13 protein-coding genes are annotated in these 18270 nt (G+C 33.5%); all 13 read left to right on the top strand.

What is annotated here, in order from left to right; all coding sequences use genetic code 11:
• Position 1: 1 nt before the first annotated feature.
• Positions 2–787: a (Fe-S)-binding protein gene (locus MQX03_RS09335; RefSeq protein ID WP_242802701.1), complete on the top strand. Its 786-nt coding sequence runs from the start codon at positions 2–4 to the stop codon at positions 785–787.
• 210 nt (positions 788–997) lie between these two features.
• Positions 998–1486, top strand: a complete 489-nt coding sequence (locus MQX03_RS09330) for a hypothetical protein (protein ID WP_242802950.1) — start codon at positions 998–1000, stop codon at positions 1484–1486.
• 50 nt (positions 1487–1536) lie between these two features.
• Entirely contained in the window at positions 1537–2259 is a 723-nt protein-coding gene (locus MQX03_RS09325) for a class I SAM-dependent methyltransferase (protein ID WP_242802700.1), read from the top strand.
• 58 nt (positions 2260–2317) lie between these two features.
• The gene (locus MQX03_RS09320) at positions 2318–3439 is read left to right on the top strand and encodes a glycosyltransferase family 4 protein (RefSeq protein ID WP_242802699.1); all 1122 of its coding nucleotides are present in this window, start codon (positions 2318–2320) and stop codon (positions 3437–3439) included.
• A 143-nt stretch (positions 3440–3582) separates the two neighbouring features.
• Positions 3583–5085 carry an asparagine synthetase B family protein gene (locus MQX03_RS09315; protein WP_242802698.1) on the top strand — a complete coding sequence of 501 codons (1503 nt, stop codon included), beginning with the start codon at positions 3583–3585 and terminating at the stop codon, positions 5083–5085.
• On the top strand, positions 5086–6333 hold the full coding sequence (locus MQX03_RS20585) for an oligosaccharide flippase family protein (protein ID WP_394801743.1): 1248 nt from the start codon (positions 5086–5088) through the stop codon (positions 6331–6333). It abuts the gene before it with no gap.
• 13 nt (positions 6334–6346) lie between these two features.
• Positions 6347–6856, top strand: coding sequence for a hypothetical protein (locus MQX03_RS09305; protein ID WP_242802696.1), 510 nt, complete (start codon positions 6347–6349; stop codon positions 6854–6856).
• Positions 6857–6947: 91 nt separating this feature from the next.
• Positions 6948–8216 (top strand): serine--tRNA ligase, encoded by a 1269-nt coding sequence (gene serS / locus MQX03_RS09300; protein WP_242802695.1) that lies wholly within the window; start codon positions 6948–6950, stop codon positions 8214–8216.
• A gap of 235 nt (positions 8217–8451) precedes the next feature.
• Entirely contained in the window at positions 8452–10008 is a 1557-nt protein-coding gene (locus tag MQX03_RS09295; RefSeq protein WP_242802694.1) for a T9SS type A sorting domain-containing protein, read from the top strand.
• A 6-nt stretch (positions 10009–10014) separates the two neighbouring features.
• On the top strand, positions 10015–13410 hold the full coding sequence (locus tag MQX03_RS09290) for a hypothetical protein (protein ID WP_242802693.1): 3396 nt from the start codon (positions 10015–10017) through the stop codon (positions 13408–13410).
• Between the two features lie 9 nt (positions 13411–13419).
• The gene (locus MQX03_RS09285) at positions 13420–16791 is read left to right on the top strand and encodes a DUF6443 domain-containing protein (RefSeq protein WP_242802692.1); all 3372 of its coding nucleotides are present in this window, start codon (positions 13420–13422) and stop codon (positions 16789–16791) included.
• Positions 16792–16931: 140 nt separating this feature from the next.
• Positions 16932–17207, top strand: coding sequence for a hypothetical protein (locus tag MQX03_RS09280; protein ID WP_242802691.1), 276 nt, complete (start codon positions 16932–16934; stop codon positions 17205–17207).
• Positions 17208–17315: 108 nt separating this feature from the next.
• A complete protein-coding gene (locus MQX03_RS09275) occupies positions 17316–18236 on the top strand; it encodes an RHS repeat-associated core domain-containing protein (protein ID WP_242802690.1) in 921 nt (306 codons plus the stop codon).
• The last annotated feature ends 34 nt before the right edge of the window (positions 18237–18270 follow it).

Below are 18270 nucleotides of genomic sequence, written 5' to 3'. Positions count from 1 at the left end.
AATGGATTTCACTATAAAAACAATGGCAGATTATGCTGCCGAAGGAAAATCACCTGAAGTTTTGTTTTGGGTTGGCTGTGCCGGAAGTTTTGACGACAGAGCAAAAAAAATTACCAAAGCATTCTGTAAAATTCTGAATAAAATCGGAGTTGAATTCGCTGTTTTAGGACAGGAAGAAAGCTGTACAGGTGACCCCGCAAAAAGAGCAGGGAACGAATTTGTTTTCCAAATGATGGCAATGACGAATATTGAAGTTCTGAATGCCTATGATGTTAAAAAAATCGTAACGGCCTGTCCGCACTGCTTTAATACACTGAAAAATGAATATCCAAGTTTAGGAGGAAACTTTGAAGTAATTCATCATACTCAATTTTTAAAACAATTGATGAATGAAGGAAGATTGAAAATTGAAGGCGGAGCTTTTAAAGGAAAAAAAATCACATTTCATGATCCTTGTTATCTGGGAAGAGCAAATGGCGAATATGAAGCACCGAGAATGCTGTTAGAAAAGCTGGATGCCGAATTGGTTGAAATGAAACGTTGTAAAACGAACGGTCTATGTTGTGGAGCAGGAGGAGCACAGATGTTCAAAGAACCTGAAAAAGGGAATAAAGACATCAACGTTGAAAGAACTGAAGAAGCACTTTCATTTGAGCCTAAAATCATTGCAACTGGTTGTCCGTTTTGTAACACGATGTTGACGGATGGTGTAAAGCATTTCAATAAAAATACCGAAGTAGAAGTAAAAGATATTGTGGAACTTTTGGCTGAAGCTGAAGATTTATAAAAACTAGCCTTTTAGTAAAATATAAAACTCAGGATTATTCTTGAGTTTTTTGTTTAAAAATATCAAATCAATAAAATTCCGTAATTTTACTTTTTAAAATGTATTGGAAATGAAATCGCCATGACTGGTTTGATTCATAAACCGATGAAGATGGCGATAGCATACTTGTCCCGACTGTTTGGGATGACCATTAAAAATAAATATCTACATATGAAAATTGAAGAATCAAATATAGTAGAAGCTGAAGACTACAGAGTTATTATATATCCTGCGTCAAGGGCTTTTACCACCAAAGAAGCAAAAGTTATTACAGAAAAGCTATACGACTTTCTTGCAGGATGGGCAGCTCACGGAAAACCTCTTTCATCATCTTTTAAAATTGAAAAAAATCAGTTTATTGTTATCTGCGTTGATGAGGAAAAGGAGATGGCATCCGGCTGTAGCATTGATGCTTTAGGCAAGATTATGAGAGAAATTGATGAGGAATATCAATTGGGACTATTTGATCGCATGAAAGCTAGTTTTATAGAAAATGGTGAAGTAAAAACGTTAAAATTAATAGACTTTAAAAATAAAGTAAGAAGCGGAGAATTGTCTGCGGAAATTGACGTTTTTGATTTTTCGAAAAACACCTATCTTGAATTTTTAGGAAACTTTTTGCTTCCTTTTAACAGAAGTTGGGCGGCAGGAATTAAATAATCTTTGTACAAAAGTTCATCATTTGAATTAAAATATTCAGCTGTAATAATATGAATAACGATAATGTTAAAGATTTCTACAATGATTTCGTAAACTACCAGACAAATTCAGGAATCAACGAAAGAATCTACACTTTATATAAAAAAATGCGATCTCTGAACCTTGTGTCTTCTTCAAATGTTTTGGAGTTGGGGTGTGGAATAGGCGTAATGACTAAATTATTATCCAGTACGGTAAAAGAGGGATATATCGAAGCTGTGGATTTAAGTGATAAATCAATAGAATTAGCAAAATCAAAACTAGATAAAAAAAACATTTCTTTTTTTGTAGGCGATGTTGTAAACTATATTCCCGAAAAAAAGAACTATGATTTTATAACTCTATTTGATGTTATTGAGCATATCCCAATTGAAAAACATTTTGATCTTTTTAAAAATTTGGCAAAATTATCAGATGATAATACCAAGATAGTTATCAACGTTCCTAATCCTGAGTTTATTGACTACTTAACGAAAAATGATCCGTCATCTTTGCAAATCATCGATCAGCCCATACCTTTGAGAACTATTTTAACGAACGCCGAAACGAACGGACTTCAAATACTTAATTTCGATACCTATAGTATTTGGGTTGAAAATGATTATCAGTTTATAGTTATTCAGAAAAAAACAGATTATGATAAAATTTTTGTTAATGACAAACGAACGATACTTCAAAAAATAAAACATAGACTAAATAGTCTTTATATACAATTTAAATATGGTGGTCAGTAAAATGCGAAGATTATGATTGTTTAGCCATATTAAAAATACATTTTTGAACTGATAATTAATGAAGCATAAAGTTTTATTTATTTCATCTTGGTTTCCGAATAAACTAGAGCCTACCAATGGAAACTTTGTGCAACGCCATGCAGAAGCGGCATCTTTAATATGCGATGTTGAGATTTTACATGCAATAGGAAACTTTCAGCAATCAGAAAAGTTTATATTTGATGACCAAGTCATTAATAATATCAGAACATTAATTGTTTATTATAAAAATTCAAAAAATCCTCTTCAGAATTTTTATAGAAGAATGATTGCTTATAAAAAAGGCTTCCATCAACTTCAATATCCAGATCTTATTCATGCAAATGTTTTGCATAATTCTATGCTTTTTGCTGTGTATCTTAAAAAAAAGTTTAAAATACCTTTTGTTATAAGTGAACATTGGAGTGCCTTAAAAATAGAAAATCAACATAAAACATCTTTTATTATTAAATTGGTTGCTAGGTTGATTGGTAATCAGGCTTATAAGATTCTTCCTGTTACTAAAAACCTAAAAGAAAGTTTAGAGAAATTAGGAATTAGAACATCAATGGAAGTAATTCCGAATGTGGTAAATACAAATCTTTTTTTTCCTGCAAAAATAAGTACAGAGAAATTTACCTTTATACATGTTTCAAACCTCACGGCTAATAAAAGTGCAGATAAAATTTTAAATGTTGCCATTAAACTTTTAAAAGAAGGCTATTCTTTTAAACTGCAGATTGGTGGTGACGGCGACACTTCTGAATTAGAAAAAATAGTTAAAAATGACAACCTCGAATCTGTAATTGAAATTTTTGGAATTCAGACTCTTCCTCAAATTGCAGAAAGAATGCAGCGGTCTGACTGCTTTATTCTTTTTAGTGATTATGAAAACCAGCCATGTGTAATTGCAGAATCTTTTGCGAGCGGAATTAGAGTGATTTCTACAAATGTAGGCGGCATATCGGAGTTTTTTCCAGACAATTTTGGAATTTTGCTCGAAAATAAAGAAGAAGATTTACTTAAAGATGCTATGCTAAAAATGTTGATGAGTGAGAAAAAACATGACCCTTCAACAATGAAAATCTATGCAGAAAAGACTTTCTCACAAGAGACAATCTCTGAAAAATTTTTTAAAATATATAATGAAACATTGAAATGAATCAGGGATTTTCAATTTTAATTAGTAACAGCCAACCTCAGATTAAAAGTTTTTTTCAAAAAGAAACTTATGATTCTTTCTACGTTGAAACGCCAGAATATTATGTTATTCTTGAAGGAGTGGTTCTCAATAAAAAAGCATTGTTGAAAGATTCATTTACAAATGATTTCCCCAAGCTTTTTATCAGTAAATATCATAAAGTCGGTTGGCGCATATTGCAGGATCTTGAAGGCGAGTTCAGAGGTTGCATTTGGGATAAAAAAGAAAATAAAATCCTTGTATTTACGAATCCCACATCTAGTCAACGTGTTTTTTATTCAAAAATAGATTCAGTTATTTTTATCGATTCAAATTTGGTGAGAATGAGCGAAACAATTAAAGAAAATAACATTTCTGTTAACCCCGATATTACCTCACTCTATCAAATTTTAGCAATTGGAAATTTATTAGAGAATAGAACTCCTATTGAAAATATATACAAAGTTTTAGATGGTCATTTTTTAACGATAGATTGTACAACGCAATCGATTATTGAAAGAGAATATTTTGATATCGCTCAAACAGAATATTTTTCAAACTCCAAAGAGGTGGCATTAGATCAGATCCATGAAGTTTTTGCTGCTGGTGTAAAAATGGAATATGAAAAAGATTTAGAATATAATACGTCGCATTTGGCATTATTGAGTGGCGGATTAGATAGCAGAATGGCACTGATGTATGCTATCAAGGAAGGCTTTGAAATTGGTTCAACTCTCTGTTTTTCGCAGTCCGAATATCTTGATGAAAAAATTTCTAGAAAGATAGCTGCAGATTATGACTTAGATTTTGAGTTTATACCGCTTGATAATGGCTTATTTTTAAAAAAAATAGATGAGCTTACAAGAATTTCTGAGGGTTGTATACATTTTATAGGAGGTATACATGTAAGTCATGCAGTAGATAATTTGAAGTATAGAGATTTTTCGCTTTTTCATGGCGGGCAGATTGGTGATGGTATTTTAGGAGGTTTTAATTCTGAACCCCGACGAAAATCACCTTCTCATTATAAGATTATTGTGAATTCGGATTTTCTTCCTCACATACAATCCAATATTGATTCTGTTTTAAAAAAATATGATCGTGAAGAAATATTCTTACTAAAAAATCTCGCATATAATAGGACAGTTCTTGGCTCACACGTTCTCCGGCAAAAAGCGTATATGGTATCACCTTACATGACCAAAGATTTTATGCAATTGTCTGTTAGTCTTCCTGAAGAGTGGAAGTTTAAGCATAAATTGTATCAGCAATGGCTTCTAAAACATTGTAAAGAAGCATCTAAATACACTTGGGAAAGAACTTTAATGAAACCAGATGCTCAATGGAAAATAAGGTTTGGTGAGAAGTATTTGAAGGGTGCTCGTAAAGCTTTTTATCAGAAACTATTAAACAAGCCGACAAAAACGAGTATGTATCCTTATCAGTTTTATTTTGATAATGATAGATCTATACAACAATATTATTCAAATTATTTTACAGAAAATATTGATCGTCTGGAAAATTATACTGAATTGCAAAACGATGTGAAATCACTCTTTAGTTCATCTTCATTTTTTGACAAAGCTTACGCAATCAATATTTTATCTATTTTTAAGCTTTATTTTTAAATGAAAAGCTTACTATTTTTCTTGCAAAATTTTCTTAAAAACGAGGGACATTATGTTTTGATTTCATTATTGATTGCTAAAATCTGTGGACTTTTTTCATCACTTTTTATCATTAAGATACTCCCAACAGAAGATTTTGGTAAGCTGAGCATAGTTGCGGCGGTTTTTTCTATTTTATCTGCATGCAGTGGTTTTGGGAGTCATCAAAGTTTATTGAGATTCGGCTCTATTTCCGATCAGGAAGCAGAAAAGAATAACTTATCGGCTTATCTTTTTAGAAAAGGCTTTTATTATCAAATTTTATTATCAATAATTTTTTTGATAGTCAGTTTTTTTTACATTACAAAATATGAAGATATTTTCTATATTTTTTTATTTTTCTGTATTCGTCTTATCGGCTTTTATTTTTTTACTTATGTGCAATCAGATCTTAGAGTGTATAATAAAAACAGAGAGTTTGCTGGGTTTAATAACTTTTTAAGCATATCTGGGCTTTTAGTCCTGCTAATTTTAACCTATTTTTTTCAATTAAAAGGGTATCTCATTGCGATGGCTTTCACTCCTTTTCTGTCTTTATTTTGGCTGAAAAAATCAAGTATGAATACTGTAAAGTTGGCTGATAATTTTAATTTGAAAGAAATTAGACAATACGGATTTAATACTTCTGCAACAACCTTACTCTCCGATGCTCTTTTTTCAATAGATATTATTATTCTAAGTTTTTTACTCAATGAAGATGCGGTGGCAGATTACAGAGTAGCTATTTTGATTCCTTCAAATGTGACATTTTTGGCATTGTCTTTTATGCAGAGTGATTTTCATACTTTGGCAAAGAACTATCAAAACCGCAGTTTTCTTAAAAACTACATCATTGGATACTACAAGTTTTTTATTCCAATTTGTTTGCTTGTTTTAATCATTAGCACATTATTTAGTAAAGAAATTCTGATAGTAATATCCAAAGAAAAGTATGCAGAAAGTTCTTATATATTTGTTATTTTCATGGCAACTTTTTTAATGAATATTTTGTTTAGAAATCTTTACGGGAATCTTTTATCTGCGATAGGTAAAATGTCGGTCAATACCAAAGGATCTGTGATTTCATTCATTACACTTATTGTATTTTCTTTCTTTTTAGTTCCAAAATATCATATTTTAGGAATGGCAATTAGTGTTTCTGTGACTTTATTAAGTTCGGGATTTTTCTATTTTTATCATTTTAATAAATATTTAAAGAATCTAAAATAATTATCTTTGCCATATGAAGAATCTATTTTTTGGAATTTTATTGGGATGTTTTGCGCTTATGGGATGTAGGAGCGATGAAGATTCTTTTCAAAAAATTGATCAGATCATGAGTCTGTACCTTCAGGATGCCACTGGAAAAAATTTACTGATTCCAAATCAAATCGGATCATTTAGTACAATTGCGATGAATGATATGCTCGCACCAGTAGATAATGCGCCAGTTTCAAACTCGGTGAAAACAGTTTCTGATTCTATACAATACATCGAATATATTGCAGGCGCCACAAGGCAGTTAGAAAGTGGCGGAGAGACAGAAAACAGAATATATCGATCTCAGATTAGAGTTGATTTAATTAAAAAACTTACAGATAGTACGTTTGCTGCTGTTGATAATGATACGCTGCAAATTTTTTATCGCTGGACTCCTGCCGTGTTCGAGGTTTCTAAAGTTTTGTACAACAATTCTGAATTACCATTAACAAAAGATTCAGAAAATCGTAATGTGGTGAAAATCACAAAATAATCTTAAATTTGCATAAGCAGTTCGTTTTTTAAGGTTTAAATCTCAGGATTTTAAACTTTTAAACGCTGAAACTTAAATTATAAAACACTTTATGTTACAAGTCAATTTTTTGCGCGAAAACAAAGAACGCGTTTTAGAAGGTCTTCAAAAAAGACAATTCAAGGGTCTTGAGTTGGTAGACGAGGCAATCGTTACTGACGAAGAGAGAAAAAAAATTCAGTTTGAATTAGATTCTCAACTTTCAGAAATCAATAAAATCTCCAAAGAGATTGGTATTTTGATGAAAGAAGGGAAAAAAGAAGAAGCTGAAGCCTCAAAATCTAAAACAGCACAATATAAAGAGTCGAGCGCAGAATTGAAGTCTCAGTTGGAGGTTATCGAAAAAAAGTTGTTGGATATTCTGTATCAAATTCCAAACGTACCTTACGAATTGGTAAAGGCCGGAGTTTCTGCAGATGATAACGAAATTATTTATCAGTCTCATGATGTTGAAGGTTTAGGCGAAGGCGCAATTCCTCATTGGGAACTGGCTAAAAAATACAACTTGATTGATTTTGAATTAGGTGTAAAAATCGCTGGAGCTGGTTTCCCTGTGTATTTTGGTAAAGGAGCGAGATTGCAGAGAGCTTTGGTTCAATATTTTTTAGATAAAAATGTGGATGCCGGTTATCTGGAGGTAAATCCGCCTCACGTTGTGAATGAAGCTTCAGGTTACGGAACAGGTCAGTTGCCTGACAAAGAAGGGCAGATGTACTACATCAATGCAGATGATTTATATTTAATTCCTACAGCAGAAGTTCCGGTGACGAATTTATACCGTGATGTTTTGTTGGATGAAAAAGATCTTCCGATTAAAAATACAGCATTTTCTCAGTGTTACAGAAGAGAAGCGGGAAGTTACGGAGCTCATGTGAGAGGTCTGAACCGTCTTCACCAATTTGAAAAGGTAGAAATTGTAAGATTAGAAAAACCTGAAAATTCTTACGCTGTTTTGGAAGAAATGGTAGAGCACATTAAAGAAATCCTTACTGATCTTGAATTGCCATACAGAGTTTTGAGATTGTGCGGTGGAGACACAGGTTTTGCGTCTGCAATGACGTATGATTTTGAAGTGTGGAGTGCAGCTCAGGAGAAATGGTTGGAAGTAAGTTCAGTTTCAAATTTTGAAACCTTCCAGGCCAACAGATTAAAGTGTCGTTACAAAGCTGACGGAAAACCCCAGCTGGTACATACTTTAAACGGTTCTGCCATGGCTTTGCCGAGAATTATGGCAGCATTGCTTGAAAACAATCAGACTGAGGAAGGTATTAAGCTTCCGAAGAAAATCGCTGAGTATGCGAGATTTGAATTGATTAATTAAAATTTTATACTAGTATACAATAAAAGCCATCCGATTCGGATGGCTTTTGTCATTTTGATAGTGGTTTTAATGAGCTATTTTGTCATACAGTCTTAAAATAACACGTCAAGTTTTGGCGCCTCGTTGAGTTAGCTTTGTCAAAATAAATATCACATCATCATCAAGTTTTTATCAAACTATTGTGGTATGTATTTAAAAAAGTTAAATTAGCGCCAATAAAATAAAAACTCAAATCATGAAAAAACTCTACATGAGTGCAGTTCTACTATGCACAACTGCCGTATGGTATGCTCAGGATGTGGTATGGCAGAAAGATATTAAATCCTCTACTCAGGATTTTCTCTCACAAGTCACCACAACAATCGATCAGCAATACCTCATTACAGGAAGTTCTATTCAATCGAAAAAACTCACTTCCGAAAACAAACAAAATAACGGTTACGATTTTCTTTTGGTAAAACTCAATCAGCAAGGTGAAGAAGTCTGGGAAAAGTATTTCTCGGGACAAAACCATGATTTTCTCTCTGCAACGGTGGCTACTCAGGAAGGTGGTTTTCTGTTGGCAGGAACTTCTTATTCAGGAAAAGGGTTAGATAAAAAAGATGACGCTAAAGGCGGATCTGATATCTGGCTGATCAGAATCAATGAATTTGGAGATGAGCTGTGGCAGAAAACTTTGGGAACTTCACAGGATGAGGAAGCCAGAGCGGTGATTCAAACTACTGACTTTGGATTTTTTGTTGCAGGGAATGGTACAGCCCTTCGACAAGCTCAGGATTCGAAAGGTTTTGGGTCTAAAGATGTTTTGGTTTCAAGACTCGATAAGAACGGAAAAGAACTATCTCAGATTATTTTAGGTGGACGTGGTCTTGATGAAGTGGAGAAGATGATTCCTACGCTTGACGGAGGTGCGTTGTTGGGAATTTACTCCAGAAGCAACACAGGCGGATCAAAGAAAACCGAAAACTTCGGTGAAGGGGATTACTGGATTATAAAGCTTAATAAAGAAGGGAAAGTAGAATGGGAAAAGAACTTTGGTGGTAAAGGTGATGATCACATAAGAACTTTAGCAATGACTTCTACAGGATTTATCGTGGGTGGTGAATCGAGATCTGAAAGATCAGGAAATAAATCTGTGGGCATTGAAGAAGGAACTGACATTTGGTTAATATCCTTAAATGACAGAGGTGAAGAACTTTGGCAGAAATCTTACAATTTTAAGAACAGGGATGTTCTGATGGGGATGAATGTGGTGAAAACCGGAGACGATAAAATCTCGAAAGGAATTTTACTCGGAGGTTATACTCAGGCGGAAGGCAGAATAGAAGCAGATGATGAAACATTTTGGATGCTCTATCTGAATCAGGATGGCAACGAGCAGTGGAGAAAACACGTCAAAGGAGAATCGAGAAAAAAGGAAGAAAGATTATCTGATATTAAACTCAACAGAGACGGTTCGATTATTTTGGCAGGAACAAGTGCTGAGGAACTAGGAAAAGAAAACTGGAAGATCGTAAAGTTAGGAGATAAGCAATTGGATCAGCTGATTGAAAAACAAGATATTAAGATTTATCCGAATCCGGTGTCTGATTATTGTTATGTAGAGATTGGTTTAGATTTCAAGGAAGCTGATATCACACTATATGATATGGGTGGAAGACAATTGCAGAGTCTGAAAACGAAAAATAAAGTGACTAAGATTAATACTCAGAATTTGATTCAGGGAGCGTATCTGGTGACGATAAAAACGGATACGAATAAAACAGCGAATGCTAAATTGATTAAAAAATAAAAACACATGAGAAAAATAATTAAAATAACTTTAATATTAATATATTCTGTTACATATTCTCAAAAAGATGCGATTGTTAATTTTTTGCCTAAATCTCCTGAAGTTGCCTCTTTAGGTAAATATTTAGACAAGCCTATCTCATTATCTACAGGTACTGTTACTTTAGATGTACCCTTATATAATCTTGAGGTAGATAAAGATTTATCAATACCAATTGGATTGAACTATAATACTGGAGGAGTACAGGTTAATGAAGTTCCTGGAATGGTTGGGTTAGGCTGGAACTTAATTGCTGCGGGTAATATCACTAGAAATATTAGAGGAAAAATTGATGTGGTAAATCAACCTTCCTATTTTCAGAGCACTGTTAATACTGCTATCAGTAAATTATCATCAGGAAATCTGATTGACATAAATAATTATATGGAACAATATGGAGAAAGTGATTTTGAGCCTGATGAATATAATATAATGCTTTTCAATACTAATTTTACATTTTATTATGATTACACTACTGATAAATTTGTAAGTGCACCAGTTAATGATTATAAGATAGAGCCTTTTATTTTTAATTCTGTAATAAGTGGATTCAAAATTATTGACCCAGCGGGAAACCAATATTTTTTTGGTAGTAATCAGGAAACGGGTAATGATTTATATTCATCCATAATATATGATTCAGGAGGAGCATTTTTTAATGAAGATTACAATTCGAGTAGTGCAGGGCAAGCTCAGGTTCAATCATGGATGTTGGTGAAAATTGTTACAACAAATAATAAAAAGGTTCGTTTATTTTATGAAAATGCTAATAATTATAATCTTTCAAATGACGAAGTTATAAGGATTTCCCAGTTTATGTATGTTCCTAAAACTACAAATTTTGATGGTCTTTCAAGATATGATATCGTTGTATGGGAAAACAATAATCCTGTAGTGGTTGGAAACTATTATCCTATTACTAAATCTCTTTTTGATACAAACAAAACAGGAAAAGTATTAAACAATTTTCTTACACCTAATATTGATGATCAGCAGCTTAAAAAAATTATATGTGATGATATTTCAATAGAGTTTAAAAAAAACCCAAATATAAGAAAGGACATTAACGCTTTCGCTTTATCTGAAATTGAAGTTATATATAAAAATCAGGTTAAGAAAAAATTTAAATTTCAAACATCCTATTTTAATGATGAATATCCTACCGGGATGTATGATTATTCAAGAATTGAATCAGGCTTTTTCTCAAATTATTTTGAAAAATCAAGATACAGACTAAGGTTAGATAAGTTGATTGAATTAAATGCTACAGAACAAGGAAACGAAATAAAAAGCTATTCATTTGAATATTTTCCTGGTGAACTCCCGAGTAAATTGTCTTATGCTCAAGATTTTTGGGGTTATTATAATGGAAAGGTTAGCAATAAAAGCTTAATTCCTCAACAAACGGTTACCTATACTAACGGATATGCGGGAGTTTGGGGAAATGCAGATCGTTCAATTGATTTAAATTTTAGTAAAATTGGAATGCTGAAGAGAATAAAATATCCTACAAAAGGCTATCTCGATCTGGAATATGAAAATCACACTTTTGAAGCAATTAATGATTATAATGATCTTCCCATTTCAGAAGATTTACTTAAAGTGAAAATGCTGATAAATCTTGCTGGAGAGCAATCAATAGACCCAAATACAAACCAGATTTTAATGAATGATTATTATGAGATGCCTTTTGAAACTACCGCCCTTCATTCAACGTTTAAAACGGATGTTAGCATTATAGAAACAACTAGCACAAATCCCAACCATTTAAGCTCTGAAGACGGATATTCTGTTAAATTAATAGATCAAAACAATGTAGTTCTAAGACATTTCACTAATTTATCCTCAGGAGATCATTTCATACTTCCTAAAGGAAACTACAAAATTATTGCCCAAAGAGTAAATTATAATGAACCTTTAGGATTTAATATAAGCCTTTCTTATTTTGATATATTAAAAAAATCTGAAAATGTCTCTGCGACACCAACTATTAAATCAACGGGAGGAATGCGGATAAAAAATATGACGCATAGAAACTATGATGAAGAAGTTGTATCTAAAACTGAATATGAATATCTAGATTCACAGGGTTTTTCATCAGGAATTATGTGGGGCTATCCAATATTAAGAATTTCAGAGTTCTATAAGGATCTTGATAAATTATATGGGGTTATTAATTTCCCCTTAAAGTCAGCTACAGGGTCAATGGTCACTTATTCAGAAGTTACGGAAAAGAAAATTAACAATATTAATAATGAAAATATTAAGATAAAACACTATTTCGAAAACAATTTTATGCCGGAACTAGGGGAGAGAACATTGGAGACTCTCGATAGAATTCCCAAAGTAAACTGGAAAAAAAATAAACTTTATAAAAATGAATTTTTTACAACAAATACAAATGAAATAGTTCAAAAAGACAGTATAGAATTTGCAAGCAGAAATTCCAGAATAACACCAAATTTTGGTTTAAGAATAGAACCAAGAGATAAAAGATTGGCTTTTGCATACAATGGAGCAGTCTATTATTCTCAAATATATTTGTATGAAATTTATCCCTTATTTACAGATTTTTCATTTGTAAATAAAGAAATTAAAACAGAGTATTTTGATGGAAATAAAAAATTGAAAACAATTACAAATAACATATATGGACATAACGTACATCATCAACTAACAAATAAAGAAATAATTTTTCCAGATAACAAAATCAATACAATTAATTACAGCTATGCTCATGAAAAAAATAATTTTAAGCTGATCAATGCCAACATGATTGCCCTTCCTCTGGAAGTTTTGGTAACCGAAAAAGAAAGTCCTTCAGCTTCTGGAATACTTGTCTCAAAAACAGAGACCAAATATGACGATGCATCTCATTTGCTTCCAAGTTCTGCATTATCCTATAATCTTGCCAGTGGAAATGCCTCTACACAGGTAACGTTTAATAAATACGACAGCAAAGGCAATCTTCTTCAGTACACCGCCAAAGATGGTATTTCCACTTCAATCATCTGGGGATATAACAACACCCAGCCGATAGCCAAAGTATCAGGAGCTACTTATGCACAAGTGAGCAGTCTGGCAACTGCAATTATTGCCGCTTCAGATCTTGATGCTTCGAATCCTTCTAACGAACCTGCATTGATTAATGCATTAGATGCATTCAGAAAAGATTCAGGTTTATATAATTACCAGATTACAACCTATACTTATGATCCATTGATAGGAGTGACGAGCATCACGCCACCATCAGGCATCAGAGAAGTTTACTTGTACGATTCAGCTAATCGATTAAAAGAAATCAGACAGGATAATTCGACAGGTAAACTGTTGAAAGAATTCAAATACAACTACAAACCATAAAAACACACCATGAAAAAAATAATCATCCCCATCAGTATGTTGTTTTTAGCAGGTTTATCCCATGCACAGACTACTGTACCAAGCACAACAGAAAACTATGTCTATACAAAAACATATATAACCGATCCTACGGCAGCTAACCCAAAGACTGCTGAGACCGTCCAGTATATGGATGGTTTGGGAAGGCCTAAACAAGTCGTGAATATCAAAGCTTCACCATTAGGCAGAGATGTCGTTAGCCATATCGAATATGATGGTTTTGGAAGACAGGTGAAAGACTATCTTCCCGTGCCTCAGAGTGGAACAATGAATGGAGCTATTGTACCTACACCGCTTTCCAATGCCACACAAACTGACATCTACGGATCGGAGAAAATCTATGCAGAAAAAATCTTAGAAAACTCACCACTGGACAGAGTCCAACAGCAGATCCAAGTAGGAAACGACTGGACTAGTAAACCCATCAAATTTGATTATGACGCCAACGTAGCTAGCGACTATGTAAGAAAATATGAAACTACTACAACATGGGTCGAAGGCAGAACGCAAACCGCTGTTCAGCTCCTTCAATATTTCCAGCCTTCACAATTATACAAGAATACGGTAACTGATGAAGACGGAAACAAAACCATAGAATTTAAAAACGGACAAGGGCAGACTCTTCTCTTGAGAAAAGTTCTGAGTGCTACAGAAAATACAGATACCTATTATGTGTATAACGAATATAATCAGCTTGCATTTGTTATTCCACCATTAGCTTCGGCACCTACTGTAGAATCATCGACAGTAGAAAACCTCTATTATCAATATCGGTACGATGGCAGAAACCGTTTGGTAGAAAAAAAGCTTCCCGGAAAAGGATGGGAATATATGGTCTATGACAAGGCTGACCGATTGGTGGCAACACAAGATGCTAATCTAAGGCAAACCTCAAAATGGGTTGTTACAAAATATGATACATTTGGAAGAGTGATTTATACAGGATTGATGCCACTTCCAAATCAAACTCGTGCAGGATTACAGAATATAACCAATCAGTATGTTATCACTGAATCAAGAAACAATACAGGATTTACCAGAAATGGTATGCAGATTTATTATACAAATGATCTGTACAATCAGATAGAAACTATATTGACGGTAAATTATTATGATATTTATCCTGTAGGAAGCCCTGCAATACCTACGCAGGTTTTAGGACAGAATATACTGCACGAAAATGCACAGCTATACAACATCAGTACAAAAACACTACCTGTTGCTTCTTATGTAAAGAATATTGAAGATGACAATTGGACAAAAAGCTACACCTGGTATGACACCAAAGGAAGGCCTGTTGCAAGCCATTCTGTAAATCATCTGGGTGGTTATACCAAAACCGAATCTTTACTAGATTTTTCAGGAGTACCAAAACAGGCAATTACAAAACATAAACGATTAGATTCTGATACAGAGCGTGTAATTACTGAGAATTTCACCTACGATCATCAGAACAGACTGCTTACCCACACCCATCAGGTTGATAGCAATCCTCTTGAATACCTTGCTCAGAACGACTACAATGAACTTTCGCAGTTGAAAAACAAAAAAGTAGGCGGAGCAAGTTTGGGAAGCGGAATTCAGACAGTTGATTATGCTTACAATATCCGTGGGTGGATGACGCAGATTAATGATCCTGCAAATCTAAACGGAAAATTGTTTGGATATCAAATAAAATACCACAACCCTGTATATACCAATAATGCTACAGGTAGATATAATGGCAACATTGCAGAAGTTGACTGGAAATCTGCGAATGATGGTGTTTTAAAAAGATACTCATATCAGTATGATGCATTAAACAGGCTGAAAAAAGGTTCATATGCTGAACCTGACACCTCTGTTCCCCAAAATGGATACTTCAACGAAGAATTGAGCTATGATCTTAATGGTAATATTGGAACACTGAAAAGAAACAGGAATGCAGCTTATGTAGGAGCAGAGCTTATAGACGATCTTACGTATAATTATACAGGAAACAGACTTAATTCTGTTGCAGATGCATCGTCAAATTATTTAGGCTATCCTGATACTTCTGGTAATCTAATAAACTACGATTTTAATGGGAATATGAAAGATCATGTTGACAAAGGTATCTTACAGATTGATTACAACTTTTTGAACCTTCCTAATTATATTAAATTCGATCAATTTATCACAAGGTTTTGGGAAGATATTTATAAAAATACGCTCTACACCTATCGTGCAGACGGCACAAAAATAAAGAAAACCCACACTTATTTTTCAGGAAAAACACAGGCTGTAATCATCAAAAAGACAGATTATCTCGACGGGTTTCAATATATTGACAATATAATTCAATTTGTCCCCACTTCAGAAGGGTATTTTGATTTTGTGAAAAATAAGTATATTTACAATTATACAGACCATTTAGGAAATACAAGATTAAGTTACCTCCACAATGGCAGCAGCATAGGAGTTCTTGAAGAAAACATCTATTATCCTTTTGGATTAAAGCATGACGGATATAATCCTGGTGAAAACCCAAATTATCAATATGAGTATAACGGTAAAGAATTGCAAGCGGAAACAGGGATGTATGATTATGGGGCGAGGATGTATATGCCTGACATTGGAAGATGGGGTGTGATAGATCCGCTGGCGGAGAAACATAGAAGACATTCTCCATATAATTATGCAGTAAATAATCCCATAATTTTTACTGACCCTGATGGTCGTGATATTAGATTTGGAGATCATATCTATACATATGACAAGAAGAGAGATTACAGTAAATATAATGATTTCGACGCAAATGTCTTTAAAGCTTTAGACCATTTATATTCTTCAGGAGCTCTTAATGTTACTATCGGCGAAGGTAAAGAAGCGAAAACTGTTAATATCATGGATGAAATGATTAATGATAAGAAAAATACATTTACCATTTTAGAGCAAACAAAAAACGGTGAGCCTAATGAATATAATCCTAACTTAAATTCTGTGAAATTTAATACATCAGAAGGTGTAAGATTTAGAAAAGATGGTGCCAAATCAACAAGAGAACCAGGTAATTTAGGATATAATAGTCCAACTTCAAGGCTCGGACATGAAATTATTCATGGTTGGGGTGATCTTTTAGATACTTCGAATTATGGAAAAAGAAGGCTAAACGACTACGCTGGAAAGAAGGAAAAAAATATTTTTAATCCAGAAGGTTTGAATATTGGATTTAAAAATGAAGAAGAAGAGTTTACCACTGTTAAATTAGGTAATCAAATGAATAAAAAACTTGGAGAAGATTATAGAACTAATTATTCAATAATACCATATCCTGTAGAAAATGTAACTTCCACAAAAATTAAACCTCCATCAAATCCATAATTATGATAAAAAGCACATATTTATTGTTTATATGTTTAATCTTTACATCTTGTTGTAATCAATTAGTAACACTGCATTATTATAATGGTTTAAATATTAGTCAAAACTATACATGGGGATCATCTTTACAGATGTTCTTCATGAAAGACTATGACATGACAACAGTTCCAATTAAAAGTAAAGATTTAAAAAATGATATTTCTATTATTAAGAATCAGATAATATTAAAAAATCAAATCATTGTCCCTGATGATGGTAATTATACTTTTGGATTTATTATTGAAAAGGACACATTATTTGCAGATAACAGCCTAGAATTTTGGAGGTATAAGAATAAAGGGATGGCCTCTAAGATATCCGAAACTTCAAAAAGAATCATATTGAAGGAATATAAATTACCTCCAAATCAACAGTGAATTCTAGTTAGATAGATTTCCTGTTGCCGAAAGATTGCATTGTATGGTAGATAAACAAAACCATAGTAAGTTGAGAGTAATTACCAGTAAAAGTACAACGTTAATGAGTTGCAAGAGATCGGAATGTATGATTACGGCGCTAGATTTTATATGCCGGATATTGGGAGATGGGGCGTTGTTGATCCGCTAGCGGAAGTTAACAGAGCTTGGTCTCCGTATCGTTATGCTTATGACAATCCTATGAGATTTATTGATCCAGATGGAAGATTAGAAGATTGGTATGAAGATAACGAAACAGGTAATATTGCATGGCATGATGGAAGTGCAGAAAGAGCTGGGCAAACCAACCTTACTCAAAAGGCGAATGGAGGTTCTATTTCCATAAGTGGAGGTGGCAATAATAATATTTTAAACAGTGACGGAAGTATTACTAAAAACGGGGAGACAGTTACAAATGGGTATTCTACAACCACCTCTTTCGGAAGAACAATAACTTCTCGAAATCCTTGGGAAGCAATAGTAAATGCTTCTGGTGATGCTGGTTTAATTAATTGGGACAGTGATGCTGTAAGAGGATTTACCGGAGATTTTGTTAATGTTGGTGGTGGATTTTCTGGAATTTCTACAGCTGGAGGAGGAACAAGTTTTGAAGCAAATTGGGTATTGCACGGACCTGAAGCTAGTTTTTTACCTGCTATCACAACAACTCCCTCGGTTGGCGCAGGCTATAATTTGGATCTAACTATTAATGTGGGCAATGCTAATTATACAGGAAATGCGTCTGATATTACGAGAAGTATGTTGGTTACTAATACTAGGAATGGTGATGTTCCTACAGGATGGGTCGCTGGTTCATTAACTGCTGGAGGAGAAATTGGAGTAACAGGTACGGCGACAAAAGTAAACGGAGGTTTCATATTTGGCACACAGTTAAATGCTGGTGGAGGACTTCCATTGGAACCTGTACCAATTAATGCTTCTGCTGGAGTATCAAATACTTATTTAATTAAAGATTTTTATAAGAAATGACGAACAAGAAAATATTTTTTTTCATAACAATATT

The organism is Chryseobacterium aahli (assembly GCF_022699665.1).
GTDB lineage: Bacteria > Bacteroidota > Bacteroidia > Flavobacteriales > Weeksellaceae > Chryseobacterium > Chryseobacterium aahli.
Note: the sequence above shows the minus strand (reverse complement) of the source record. Positions and strands in the feature narration are given on the sequence as shown.

What these genes read in the sequence shown, in the direction of transcription:
- MQX03_RS09335 (WP_242802701.1), top strand. Translation starts at nt 2, where the DNA reads ATGGATTTCACTATAAAAACAATGGCAGATTATGCTGCCGAAGGAAAA.
- MQX03_RS09330 (WP_242802950.1), top strand. Translation starts at nt 998, where the DNA reads ATGAAAATTGAAGAATCAAATATAGTAGAAGCTGAAGACTACAGAGTT.
- MQX03_RS09325 (WP_242802700.1), top strand. Translation starts at nt 1,537, where the DNA reads ATGAATAACGATAATGTTAAAGATTTCTACAATGATTTCGTAAACTAC.
- MQX03_RS09320 (WP_242802699.1), top strand. Translation starts at nt 2,318, where the DNA reads ATGAAGCATAAAGTTTTATTTATTTCATCTTGGTTTCCGAATAAACTA.
- MQX03_RS20585 (WP_394801743.1), top strand. Translation starts at nt 5,086, where the DNA reads ATGAAAAGCTTACTATTTTTCTTGCAAAATTTTCTTAAAAACGAGGGA.
- MQX03_RS09305 (WP_242802696.1), top strand. Translation starts at nt 6,347, where the DNA reads ATGAAGAATCTATTTTTTGGAATTTTATTGGGATGTTTTGCGCTTATG.
- serS (WP_242802695.1), top strand. Translation starts at nt 6,948, where the DNA reads ATGTTACAAGTCAATTTTTTGCGCGAAAACAAAGAACGCGTTTTAGAA.
- MQX03_RS09295 (WP_242802694.1), top strand. Translation starts at nt 8,452, where the DNA reads ATGAAAAAACTCTACATGAGTGCAGTTCTACTATGCACAACTGCCGTA.
- MQX03_RS09290 (WP_242802693.1), top strand. Translation starts at nt 10,015, where the DNA reads ATGAGAAAAATAATTAAAATAACTTTAATATTAATATATTCTGTTACA.
- MQX03_RS09285 (WP_242802692.1), top strand. Translation starts at nt 13,420, where the DNA reads ATGAAAAAAATAATCATCCCCATCAGTATGTTGTTTTTAGCAGGTTTA.
- MQX03_RS09280 (WP_242802691.1), top strand. Translation starts at nt 16,932, where the DNA reads ATGAAAGACTATGACATGACAACAGTTCCAATTAAAAGTAAAGATTTA.